The organism is Macrococcoides bohemicum (assembly GCF_016865215.1).
GTDB lineage: Bacteria > Bacillota > Bacilli > Staphylococcales > Staphylococcaceae > Macrococcoides > Macrococcoides bohemicum.
The window spans coordinates 1,151,280-1,163,909 of sequence record NZ_CP054482.1; the positions used below are offsets into that span (position 1 = coordinate 1,151,280).

Below are 12,630 nucleotides of genomic sequence, written 5' to 3' on the forward strand. Positions count from 1 at the left end.
CACTGTCGTGGTATGATTAAAGATATATGCTAAGAGCTAAGAGAGGAAGATATGAATGTCTCAAGAGAAAAAAGTATTTACAACGGAATGGGCTGGCCGTCCATTAACAATCGAAACAGGTCAACTTGCAAAACAAGCGAATGGTGCAGTACTTGTGCGCTATGGTGATACAGTCGTATTATCAACTGCAACTGCAAGTAAAGAACCGAGAGATGTGGATTTCTTCCCATTAATGGTAAATTATGAAGAAAAATTATACGCTGCAGGAAAAATTCCAGGAGGCTTTAATAAACGAGAAGGTCGTCCTGGTGAAGATGCAACTTTAACATCTCGTCTAATTGATAGACCGATTCGTCCTTTATTTCCGAAAGGTTACAGAAACGATGTTCAGGTTATTTCAATTGTAATGAGTGTTGATCCGAACAACTCACCAGAAATGGCAGCAATGATTGGGTCTTCTATGGCACTTTCAGTTTCTGATATTCCTTTTGATGGACCGATTGCTGGCGTAAACGTTGGTTTAATTGATAATAAATTTATTATTAATCCGAATGTAGAAGCGCGCGAACAATCAATTTTGGACTTACAAGTTGCTGGACATTTTGATGCGGTGAACATGGTAGAAGCAGGTGCTAAAGAAGTAACCGAAGAAAAAATGTTAGAAGCTATAATGTTTGGACATGATGAAATTAAAAAGTTAGTGACTTTCCAAAAAGAAATTATCGCGGAACTGAATCCAGTGAAAAAAGAATTTGTTCCTGTTGAAACTAATACTGAAGTTGAAGAAGCTGTAACAAAGCAAGCTGAAGCATTAAATTTAGCTGCAGCAATTCAAACACAGGAAAAGCAAGCGCGTGAAGAACGTATTACTGCGATTAAGGTACAAATTGTTGAAAACTTCCAGGAACAAGGGGAAGAAGCTATCGCAATCGTTAATAAAACATTTGATGCTTTAGTTAAAGCTGAAGTGCGTCGCCAAATTACAGAAGATAAAGTACGTCCAGATGGTCGTCGTCCTGATGAAATCAGACCATTATCTTCTGAAGTAGGTCTGTTACCTCGAGCACACGGTTCTGGTTTATTTACACGTGGTCAAACACAAGCGTTCTCTATTGCAACTTTAGGTGCATTGGGTGAACATCAAATTATTGATGGTCTTGGTGTAGAGGAAGAAAAACGCTATATGCATCATTATAATTTCCCGAACTTCTCAGTTGGTGAAACAGGTCCAGTGCGTGCACCTGGACGTCGTGAAATAGGTCATGGTGCTTTAGGTGAACGTGCTTTATTACAGGTAATTCCTGATGAGAAGGAGTTCCCATACACAATCCGTGTTGTTTCAGAAGTATTAGAATCAAACGGTTCAAGTTCTCAAGCCTCAATCTGTGGATCTACTTTAGCGTTAATGGATGCTGGTGTTCCTATTAAAGCACCAGTAGCTGGTATTGCTATGGGACTAGTAAAAAAAGATGAACATTATACCATTTTATCTGATATTCAAGGTATGGAAGATGCATTAGGAGATATGGACTTTAAGGTGGCAGGTACATCCAAAGGTATTACTGCAATCCAGATGGATATTAAAATTGATGGATTATCAGAAGACATTTTACGTGAAGCTTTAGAACAAGCACGTATCGGTCGTCTGCATATTATGGAACACATGTTATCTACAATCAGTGAACCAAGCGCTTCACTGAGCCCATATGCGCCGAAAATTAAAATCATTCATATCAATCCAGATAAAATCAGAGATGTCATTGGACCAGGTGGTAAGAAAATCAATGAAATCATTGATGCAACTGGTGTTAAATTAGATATCGAACAAGACGGTACTGTATTTATCGGCTCAAGTGATGAGGAAATGATCGCTAAAGCGCAGGAATTAATTGAAAATATCGTGCGTGAAGCTAAAGTTGGTGAAATTTATATGTCAACAGTGAAACGTATTGAGAAGTTCGGTGCATTCGTTGAAATCTTCCCAGGTAAAGATGCACTTGTTCATATTTCACAACTTGCAAAAGAACGTGTCAATAAAGTTGAAGATGTGATTAAGATGGGAGATCAGTTCTTAGTAAAAGTAACTGAAATAGATAAACAAGGTCGTGTGAACGCATCTCGTAAAGTTTTACTTGAAGAAGAAACTAAAAAAGAAGAAAAATAAGCAATTATGAGACTACCGCTTTTGCGTTAGTCTCATATTTTTAGAAATTGAGGGTTATATTTGGAACAAAAAATATTAGAAAATCAATTGAAAGTAGTACATCATAATACTTCGATGCAAATTGTCCATATTGCTATGTATATTAAGGTGGGTACAGCTGATGAGACGAATTATCCAAATGGTATCGCGCATTTCATAGAACATATGCTATTTAAAGGTACAGAACGTTATCCTTTTAAATTGTTAGCTGAATCGATTGATGCAATTGGTGGTGAGGTTAATGCCTATACTACGAAAACATATACTTGCTATTCTATTAAAACGTTAAAACGTTTTGAACAAAAAGCGATTGATATATTAAAGGAAATGTTGTTTTATGCAACATTTGATGAAGAAGAACTTGAAAAAGAACGTCTTGTCATCCTTGAAGAAATAAAAATGATTGAAGATGATGATGAAGAAAATGCATTTGAACGTTTTGAGACAATTTTATATAAAGATACACCTTATAATACGCCAATCTTAGGAACTGAAACATCTGTAAAAGCAATCACGCAAGATGACTTGAAACGTTTCTATCAAGCTTTCTACCAGCCAGATAACATGATCATGTCATATGTAGGAAACGATGTTGAATATATATATGAAGTCTTTCAAATTGAAGGTAAACCGACTACTGAACAAAAACGCCAGACATTTAATATGAATCCTTGCACATTGACGCATTATAAAGCTGGTCTAGAACAAGCCCATGTCATATTAGCCCATCCGGCTGTTGGGTATCGTGATGAAGCTCAACCCGTGTTTGAAATTATCAATAATTTATATGGTGGATCAATGACAAGTATGCTGTTTAGAAAGCTACGAGAAGAAGAGGGACTATGCTATAGTTTATATTCTTCAGTAGATAGTTATTACTCAGGTGGCGTACTTTACACCTATTTTGCGACGGATAATGATAACGTACAGAAATGTATATCGATTATTGATGAAATACATGCAACACTTGTTAACGGTATTGATCAGGAACTTTTAGATAAGACCAAACAATATTTAATTACTAATCTGCATATGAATCTTGATTATGATGGTGCAATTTTAGAACATATGGGAAAAAGTATGTTACTCTATGACAAAATCATCGATATCGCTGTGATTGAAGCACAAATCAATGCAGTAACATTAGAACAGGTAAACAAGACACTGCAAATATTTAAATATACGAATGCGTCATATCAATTACTACCGCAATAATTGGCAAGTAATAAATTTAACGGTATAATAAAAATGTAAACGTATACAAGGAGATGAAAAGTAATGGTATTTGACAAAATTCAAGTGAATGGTCAGGAATTTCAAACAGATGGTCGATTTTCAGTAGATGAAGAATTATTAAAAATATCAACTGCGAATGGTGATGTCGGTTTATTATTCAAACAAATTGAAGCTACAAGTGAGCCTGTAGAAGTGGTTCTTTTCAAAGGTGAAACAGACCGTTACCATTCAAAAGATTTAAAGTTGACACACTACACAGTAGCTGGTGGAGATTTTAAGATGGAATTACAAAAATAATTAATTGCGAACAGAATATTCTGTTCGCTTTTTTTATTGTTAATTAATCTGCAAATAGCTTATAATAAAGAAGTATGAATTGTACGGGCGAATGAATTTAGGAGGAAATATTTTGAACTTAGTTAAAAAAGAAAATCAACATATAAGAATGATACCTTTAGGTGGTGTCGGTGAAATTGCAAAGAACATGTATATCGTAGAAGTTGACGATGAAATGTTTATGCTGGACGCAGGATTAATGTTTCCGGAAGATGAAATGTTAGGGATTGATGTCGTCATTCCGGATATTAATTATGTTATTGAGAATAAAGATAAGTTAAAAGGTATCTTTTTGAGTCACGGACATCAGGATGCAATTGGTGCGTTACGTTATATTATTGATCGAGTAGATGCACCAATTTATGGTTCACGTTTAACGATTGCACTTGTTAAAGATCAGATGCGTGAAGCGAAAGTAACAAAGAAGATTAAATACTATACAGTAAATAATAATTCAATTATGCGTTTTAAAAATGTGAACGTGTCTTTCTTTAGTACAACGCATAGTATTCCGGATGCACTTGGTATTGTGATACATACGTCACAAGGTGCTGTTGTTTATACTGGTGAATTTAAATTTGATCAAAGTATGACAGGGGCATATGCACCAGACATTACTAAGATGGGTCAAATTGGAAACAAAGGTGTATTAATGTTAATCAGTGATTCAACTGAAGCAGAGAAACCTGGTTATAATACACCGGAAAATGTTATTGAAAGTCACATTGTTGATGAATTTGCTAAAGCACAAGGGCGTATTATCGTATCGTGTTATGCATCAAACTTTATCCGAATACAGCAAGTACTAAATGCTGCAGCACGATTAAACCGTAAAGTTTCATTTTTAGGTAAATCTTTAGAATCATCATTTAATATTGCACGTAAACTTGGATACTTTGATATTAAAGAACAACTATTAATACCAATAAAAGATGTTGAGAAATATCCAAAAAACGAAATGATTATTATATCTACTGGTTCTCAAGGTGAGCCGATTGAAGGATTAGGACAAATGGCATTACAAAAACATAGCATTTTAAATATTGAAGAAGGTGATACTGTATTTATTACAACGACACCATCTTCAAATATGGAAGTTATTTTAGGCTCAACGATTAACCACCTTGTTAAAGCAGGTGCGAAAGTGATTCCAACGAATAAGAAGATTCATGCATCAGGACATGGATGTATGGAAGAGCTAAAATTAATGCTGAACTTAATGAAACCGACATACTTTGTACCGGTACAAGGTGAATTTAAAATGCAGATTGCGCATGCAAAACTCGCTGCTGAAGCGGGTGTGTTACCGGAACATATTTTCCTACTTGAAAAAGGTGATGTCATCAATTATGACGGAGAACGTATGGTAGCCAATGAGAAAGTACCAGCAGGAAATGTTCTGATAGATGGTATCGGTGTTGGCGATGTAGGTAATATTGTTTTACGTGATCGACGATTATTAAGTGAAGATGGCATTTTCATAGCTGTTGTAACATTAGATCCAAAAAATAGACGTATCGTAGCTGGACCACAGATTCAGTCACGTGGCTTTGTTTATGTACGCGAAAGTGAAGGATTAATGCGTGAAGCTGAAGAAAAAGTACGTGAAATTGTTGAATTAGGCTTAATGCAAAATCGTATTGAATGGTCTGATATTAAGCAGGAAATGCGTGATAAATTAGGAAAGTTCCTATATGAAAATACGAAACGTCGTCCAATGATCATTCCGGTTATCTCTGAAATTTAAAGATAATAAACAAATGAACAAGCTAACTTTAGCTTGTTTATTTGTTTATATAAAGCAGGTGAAATGAATGGCAGTTAAGAAGAAAACGACCAGAAAGAAAAAAACAAATAAAAACAAAAGTAATGAACCATATCGTTTTATTATCTCTATTTTGTTTATCGCGATGCTGTTATTAGGCGTTTTTCAGTTTGGGTTATTAGGTGTAGGCATAGATAGTGTAATGACTTATATTTTCGGTTCAGCTCGTTTTTATGCATATATTCTACTCATACTCATAACAATCTATTATGCTGTAAATAATAAATGGATTCCTGGCAATCGTCGTGTTAACGGCTGGTTATTACTTTTAATAAGTACACCATCCTTTATGCAGGTGATTCAGCACTTTTTACACGGAAAATCAGTTATACCTGTTTTTGATAAAATCTTTGAATTACAGTCTAAGTCTGGCTTTCATTTTTTTGGAGGCGGTATGATTGGTTTTCTATTTGATTCAGTCTTTTCTACGCTATTAAGTGTTTTTGGTGCATTTATATTATCTATTATTATGATTATTTTAAGTATTCTTTTGATATTAGGACGTTCTATACGTAATACAGCGCAGAAATTTCTGCTTTATCAAGTTGATAAAACGAAAGATTTATCTAGGCAGGCAAAAGTTCAATTAGAACAAAGAAAACAAAGAAAGATGGAACAAACGGTTAAAGATGTTTCTGATTTACCAGAAATTACTGCAATTGAAGCTGAATCTGAGCACTATCCTGAAGCAGAAATACCAATATATGATGGCAATCAGGCAGTAGCGTTTCAAAATGATCTGCAAGATGTCGAAGAAGTGCATCAAAATAATAATTCTGAATCTGAGACTATTGATACGAGTCAAGATGAACATTCAACACTTTCCGACGACACTGAACAAAGTGAAACTAGTGAAATGGAGAACGAAGATTATGATTTGCCTCCTATAACATTACTTTCTCCGGCACCAGATAAAGCAAAATCAAATATGCAGGCAGTAAAAAAGCGTGGTCAGTTACTTGAAACAACATTGAAGAATTTTGGTGTGAATGCTAAAGTATCACAAATCAGAATAGGACCAGCTGTAACACAATATGAAGTGCAACCAGCGATGGGGGTAAAGGTTAGTCGTATTGTGAATCTACATAATGATATTGCTTTAGCGCTCGCTGCAAAAGATATTAGAATAGAAGCACCGATACCTGGTAAATCTGCTGTAGGTATTGAAGTACCGAATAGTTCTACATCAATGGTAACATTAAGAGAAGTAATAGAAGCTTCACCTGTTGAAGAAAATAAGTTAAAAGTTGTACTTGGGCGAGATATCAGTGGTGAAGCAATCACAGCAGAACTTGATAAAATGCCGCATTTACTTGTTGCAGGAGCAACAGGTAGTGGTAAGTCTGTATGTATCAACGGTATTATCACAAGTATTTTGATGCATGCTAAACCACATGAAGTGAAATTAATGATGATTGATCCTAAAATGGTAGAGTTAAATGTATACAATGGTATCCCTCATCTATTGACACCTGTCGTAACGAATCCACAGAAGGCTGCTCAAGCTTTACAGAAAATTGTAGGTGAAATGGAAAGACGTTATGATCTTTTTAGTCATACAGGAACACGTAATATTAAAGGATATAATCAATATTTACGACGCCAAAATGCAGAACTTGGCGAGAAAAATGCTGAACTACCGTATATCGTTGTAATCGTTGATGAGCTTGCAGATTTAATGATGGTCGCTAGTAAGGATGTTGAAGCAGCAATTATGCGTATCGCGCAAATGGCACGTGCAGCTGGCATTCATTTAATTATTGCGACACAAAGACCATCTGTTGATGTCATTACAGGTCTGATTAAAGCGAATATTCCTTCTCGTATTGCATTCAGCGTTAGTTCAGCAGTTGATTCTAGAACGATTCTAGATATGCAGGGTGCTGAAAAATTACTAGGTAAAGGTGATATGCTTTACTTGCCATATGGTGAATCAAAACCTAAACGTATTCAAGGGGCATTTTTATCAGACAAAGAAGTTGAAGATGTAGTAAACTTCGTCTGTAAACAACAATCAGCAAACTATGTTAAGTCACTGGAACCAAGTGAAGAGCATACACAAAAAGGTGAGTCAGAAGATGAACTTTATCCAGAAGCTTATCAATTTGTCGTTGAAAAACAAAAAGCATCAGCAAGTCTATTACAACGACAATTTAGAATTGGTTATAATAGAGCTGCAAGACTAATCGATGAACTTGAAGCAAATGGCGTTATTGGACCAAGTACAGGTAGTAAACCTAGAACGGTATTAATCGAAAACAATGAAATTGTAGAATGAGGTGGAGTACATGTCTATAAATAGAGAGGTCGTCTTTATTAAAGATTGGATTTTAGAACAGATAAATTCAGGAAAATTTGAACTGCATAGACCTTTACCATCGCAATACGAAATATCTCGAATGATCGATCGATCGAGAGATGATATAGAATTAGCTTTTCACGAATTAGTGACCGAACAGATCATTTCAGAACATTTTCAGGAAGGTTATTATATTAAGTCCAAACCAATATTTTTCTATCCAATTGATGAACTCAAAAGTATAACGAGTATGATAGAAGAAGGAGGACAATCAGCAGGTACAATGATGATAAGTCATGATATTGAACAACCTTCTATTGATGATAAACGTATATTAAATATTGAGGATGAATGCGATATTACAGTTATCGAACGTATCAGAACAGCAAATGATGAGCCTATCGTATATTGCTTAGATAAGATTGTTGCAGCACCCTTGGAGGGTGAACACGATATATTGAGCCATTCATTATTAGAAATTATGGATCGTACCGATGCACTTAAAATTGTGTATGCTGAAAGTGAAATCGAATCAATTGCATATGAACCGTATATTTCTAATGCGTTGCAATGCACACCAGAAGAAAGCTTATTATTATTTAAACAAATCCATTATAATACACAAGATGAACCCGTATTATATTCATTGAATTATTTTAAATCGAGTCAGGTACAATTCGTTATTCAAAGAAAAGTAAGGAGTATTTTATGACAATTAAATTACTGAACACAGAGAAATTTAAGACGGTATCAATTGTACTTAAATTTAAAGCACCTCTTGATATCGATACGATGAGCAGAAGAGCAATTTTATCTAAACTTATTCAAAAGACAACTGAAAAATATGCTGACGAACAGGCAATGATTAATCATCTTGCATATTTATATGGTGCACATCTTTATAGTCATGTAATAAAACAAAACAATGCACATGTATTAACTGTAGGTATCGATATCATTAATGATAAATATCTTATTAATGAAGATTTATTACAGAAAGCATTTCAATTACTACATGAGGTTATATACGCACCTAATATAGAAGGTCAGTCTTTTCGAGAAGAATTATTAACAACTGAGAAACATCTATTTAAAAATAAGTATGACGCTATAAAAGAGAATTTAGGCCAATATGGTTTCTATCAGTTATTAAAAACAATGTTTGAAGATGAGTCGATGCGTAATCCAAGTTTTGGAGATATACAAAAGTTAGAACTTGTTACAGGTGAAGAAGTTTATCAAGCATATAAAGCTATGTTAAAGGATGATGAAGCACATCTTTATATCGTTGGAGATGTAGATGAGTCGAGAATTTCTAAACTAGCAAAAGAATATCTGGATTTACCCGAAAATAAAATTGATTTAACACAGGTAAAATTAAAGGATATTCATACACCTCAGACAGTTGTTGAATACATTGAGACGAAGCAAGCACGTATTAATATGGGTTATAAGCTAAATGTTAAACATCCTGAGAAAAGCTACTACGCATTTATTTTACTCAATCAAATATTTGGTGGTGATCCATCAAGCATGTTATTTACCAATGTGCGTGAAAAATTGAGTTTAGCATATCAAATTCATAGTCAGATTGATGCAAGAAGCGGTATGTTATATGTACTCTCTGGTGTCAATCAGGATAAACGTCAGCAGGCGATTGACACTATTAATGATGAATTTGAAAAGATTAGACAAGGTGACTTCGATAATGAACTATTGAATACGGCTAAACGTATGATTATTAATCAGAAGAAAGAATCAATGGATCGACCGAAAGGCTTTGTAGAAATTGAGTTTTCTAATACGTTTGGTGCACACGTTGATGAAGTTGAATGGATAGAAGGTATACAGGCTATAACGAAAGAAGATATTATAGATGTTGCACAAACAGGGGCTTTACATACTGTGTATTGTTTAACAAGTGAGGGATCAGAATGAAACAAACTTATTATAAAGCAATAGATGAAACATTATTTGAAACAGTATTAGATAATGGCATGCAGCTATTTATTATTCCAAAAAAAGGGTTTCAGAAATCGTATGTCACAATGACAATAAAGTATGGTTCTTTACATAATGATTTTGTTGGACAAGATGGAACGAAAGTACATATGCCAAAAGGCATTGCACATTTTCTTGAACATAAAATGTTTGAGAAAGAAGATGGTGATATGTTTAACGCATTCTCAAAATATGGGAGTTCTGCCAATGCATTCACTTCATATGACAGAACAAGTTATTTATTTACTACTGTTGAATCATTAAAAGAAAACATTAAATTATTAGTAGATATGTTACAAACACCTTATTTTACAAAAGAAAGTGTAGAAAAAGAAGTAGGTATCATTGCTGAAGAAATTAAAATGTATCAGGATCAGCCTAATTATCGCCTTTATTATCAGACTTTAAAAGCAATGTATCATACGCATCCAGTACGTGTTGATATTGCAGGTACAGTTGAAAGTATCAATGAGATTACTGATCAGACTTTATATGATTGCTATAATACATTCTATCATCCAAAGAATATGGTGATGTTTATTGTAGGGAATGTTGAACCGAAAGCAATGACCGAATATATTAACGGCATTATCAAACCATTTAACACTTTTCAGCCAGTTGATATATTACCTTTTGAAGAACCTGAAGGTGTAGCACTTAATGAGGTTAAGTCGATTGATAATGTGCAGATGGATAAATTAATGCTTGGTATTAAAACAGATAATTTTAAAAGTACAGATAACTTAATATTAACTGAACTCAAGATACTTTTTGCTTTAGATATGCTTTTTGGAGAACAAACAGATTTTTATCAGTCACTGTTGAAAGAACAATTAATAGATGATTCTTTCGGATTTAATTTTACGATAGAGCCAACTTTCTCACATATGTTTATCGCTGGTGCCACTCGAGATGCCGAAAGATTAAAGCAACGGATAATCAGTCAATTATATAAATTTGACTTATTAAAAGACCAAAAAGCCTTTGATTTAATTGTACGTCAAACCATCGGTGAATATGTTTCAAGCATGAATAGCCCTGAATATATTGCGAATCAGTTTACACGATATTTCTTCAATGATGTTATATTATTCGATATTCTGCCACTTTTAGAACAACTGACATTAGCTGAGTGCATTGAAACTTATAAAAGTACATTAAATAATGCTCATATTACGGATAGTAGAATTGTGAAGCGTAATGGGTAAATATCTCGTTATTGGAGCAAGTGGTGATATTGGCAAACAAATAACACATGATTTGTTATTTAAAGGGCATGAAGTAATTGCGCATTATAATAATACGGACATTACTGCTTTACAAAATGAATTTCAAAATGAAGCAATAAGTTTTGTTCAATTTGATTTAAGTAAACCACTTTATGAAAATCCATTACAGGATTGGATGACAAGTTACCTAGATGGTATGATCTATACAGCAGGAACTGCTTATTATGCACCTATACAAGAAGTGACAACTGAAGCTATGGATGCTCAATATCATATTCACTTTTCAAACCTTGTAAAGTTAACTCAATTTGTTTTGAGTGGTATGCAAAACAATGATTATGGCCGCATTGTTGTAATCAGCTCAATTTGGGGAGAAACAGGCAGTGCAACTGAATCCATCTATAGTGCCATGAAAGCAGCACAAATTGGCTTTATTAAATCCATGGCGAAAGAACTTATACAAACAAACATTACAGCAAATGTTGTAACACCCGGTGTAGTTAATGGTAAAATGACATTACAGTTAAATGAAGAAGATATACAATTATTATTATCACAATTACCACAACAAAGGCTCATTTCGCCGAAAGAAATTAGTCATACTGTATTGTATTTACTAGATGATTTATCACAATCTATTACGGGTACAGTACAAAGCGTGAATGGTGGTTGGTATATATAGGGGGTTTGTTAATGACAGTACTTCAGGAAACGAAAGAATGGTATCTTGAATATGAAATTAAGATTAACAGAGCTGGTTTACTTGGAGATGTTTCAAGTTTACTTGGTGTTCTGGGCATCAGTATCATAACAATTAATGGTGTTGATCAAGGTGTCCGTGGGTTATTAATTAAAACAGATGATCTTGAAAAAGTGACGCGTTTTGAAAATATTATCAGTCAGTTAGAAGATATTGAAATCATAAAACTACGAAAACCTTTGTTACAGGACCGTTTAGCGGTTAGACATGGTCAGCATATTGAAAGAGATAATAAAAATAAGCATATCTTTAAATTTGTGCGTAAAGATTTAGGTATCCTTGTAGATTTAATGGCGGAGTTGTTTAAGCAGGATGGCAACCTGGTGATTGGTGTGCGAGGGATGCCACGTGTAGGGAAAACAGAATCTGTTGTTGCTGCAAGTGTTTGTGCGCATAAGAAGTGGTTATTTATTTCTTCTACGATGATTAAACAAACCGTTCGTAATAAATTGTATAAGGGCGAGTATGATGATAAGCATATCTTTATCATAGATGGCGCTTTGACTATTAAACAAAATGCTGAACATCTTAATCTTGTGAGAGAAGTTATGTCATTACCTACAACAAAAGTTATAGAGCATCCAGATTTATTTGTACAGAAAACAGATTACACTATAGAAGATTTTGATTATATTATAGAATTACGTGAAACAGAAGATCAGGAAATTACGTACGAAAAGTTATCAAAGAACAGTTTATTTGATAATGACGAATTTGCGTTCTTTTAAGCCGTAAAGGGGG

10 protein-coding genes are annotated in these 12,630 nt (G+C 34.1%); all 10 read left to right on the forward strand.

Annotated elements, in window-relative coordinates; genetic code table 11:
• Positions 1 to 55 precede the first annotated feature (55 nt).
• The 10 genes from pnp (at position 56) to HT586_RS05965 (ending at position 12,617) form a co-directional block, all read left to right on the forward strand.
• Positions 56 to 2,164, forward strand: coding sequence for a polyribonucleotide nucleotidyltransferase (pnp, locus tag HT586_RS05920; RefSeq protein WP_096076677.1), 2,109 nt, complete (start codon positions 56 to 58; stop codon positions 2,162 to 2,164).
• A gap of 60 nt (positions 2,165 to 2,224) precedes the next feature.
• Positions 2,225 to 3,418 carry a M16 family metallopeptidase gene (locus HT586_RS05925; protein ID WP_096076676.1) on the forward strand — a complete coding sequence of 398 codons (1,194 nt, stop codon included), beginning with the start codon at positions 2,225 to 2,227 and terminating at the stop codon, positions 3,416 to 3,418.
• A gap of 63 nt (positions 3,419 to 3,481) precedes the next feature.
• Complete coding sequence (locus tag HT586_RS05930) at positions 3,482 to 3,736, forward strand: hypothetical protein (protein ID WP_096076675.1); 255 nt, start codon at positions 3,482 to 3,484, stop codon at positions 3,734 to 3,736.
• A 112-nt stretch (positions 3,737 to 3,848) separates the two neighbouring features.
• Positions 3,849 to 5,522, forward strand: a complete 1,674-nt coding sequence (rnjB, locus tag HT586_RS05935; RefSeq protein ID WP_096076674.1) for a ribonuclease J2 — start codon at positions 3,849 to 3,851, stop codon at positions 5,520 to 5,522.
• A 163-nt stretch (positions 5,523 to 5,685) separates the two neighbouring features.
• Positions 5,686 to 7,878 (forward strand): DNA translocase FtsK, encoded by a 2,193-nt coding sequence (locus HT586_RS05940; RefSeq protein WP_407943985.1) that lies wholly within the window; start codon positions 5,686 to 5,688, stop codon positions 7,876 to 7,878.
• Between the two features lie 10 nt (positions 7,879 to 7,888).
• Positions 7,889 to 8,611, forward strand: coding sequence for a GntR family transcriptional regulator (locus HT586_RS05945; protein ID WP_133354078.1), 723 nt, complete (start codon positions 7,889 to 7,891; stop codon positions 8,609 to 8,611).
• Entirely contained in the window at positions 8,608 to 9,837 is a 1,230-nt protein-coding gene (gene yfmF, locus HT586_RS05950) for an EF-P 5-aminopentanol modification-associated protein YfmF (RefSeq protein WP_188018503.1), read from the forward strand. Before HT586_RS05945 ends, yfmF begins: the two co-directional genes overlap by 4 nt.
• Complete coding sequence (gene yfmH, locus HT586_RS05955) at positions 9,834 to 11,108, forward strand: EF-P 5-aminopentanol modification-associated protein YfmH (protein ID WP_188018504.1); 1,275 nt, start codon at positions 9,834 to 9,836, stop codon at positions 11,106 to 11,108. Before yfmF ends, yfmH begins: the two co-directional genes overlap by 4 nt.
• Positions 11,101 to 11,811: an elongation factor P 5-aminopentanone reductase gene (gene ymfI, locus HT586_RS05960; RefSeq protein WP_203546501.1), complete on the forward strand. Its 711-nt coding sequence runs from the start codon at positions 11,101 to 11,103 to the stop codon at positions 11,809 to 11,811. The genes yfmH and ymfI overlap by 8 nt, the downstream gene beginning before the upstream one ends.
• A gap of 11 nt (positions 11,812 to 11,822) precedes the next feature.
• Entirely contained in the window at positions 11,823 to 12,617 is a 795-nt protein-coding gene (locus HT586_RS05965; protein ID WP_188018505.1) for a DUF3388 domain-containing protein, read from the forward strand.
• The last annotated feature ends 13 nt before the right edge of the window (positions 12,618 to 12,630 follow it).

Coding starts and splice junctions, on each gene's coding strand:
- pnp (WP_096076677.1), top strand. CDS start 56: ATGTCTCAAGAGAAAAAAGTATTTACAACGGAATGGGCTGGCCGTCCA.
- HT586_RS05930 (WP_096076675.1), top strand. CDS start 3,482: ATGGTATTTGACAAAATTCAAGTGAATGGTCAGGAATTTCAAACAGAT.
- HT586_RS05940 (WP_407943985.1), top strand. CDS start 5,686: ATGCTGTTATTAGGCGTTTTTCAGTTTGGGTTATTAGGTGTAGGCATA.
- HT586_RS05945 (WP_133354078.1), top strand. CDS start 7,889: ATGTCTATAAATAGAGAGGTCGTCTTTATTAAAGATTGGATTTTAGAA.
- yfmF (WP_188018503.1), top strand. CDS start 8,608: ATGACAATTAAATTACTGAACACAGAGAAATTTAAGACGGTATCAATT.
- yfmH (WP_188018504.1), top strand. CDS start 9,834: ATGAAACAAACTTATTATAAAGCAATAGATGAAACATTATTTGAAACA.
- ymfI (WP_203546501.1), top strand. CDS start 11,101: ATGGGTAAATATCTCGTTATTGGAGCAAGTGGTGATATTGGCAAACAA.
- HT586_RS05965 (WP_188018505.1), top strand. CDS start 11,823: ATGACAGTACTTCAGGAAACGAAAGAATGGTATCTTGAATATGAAATT.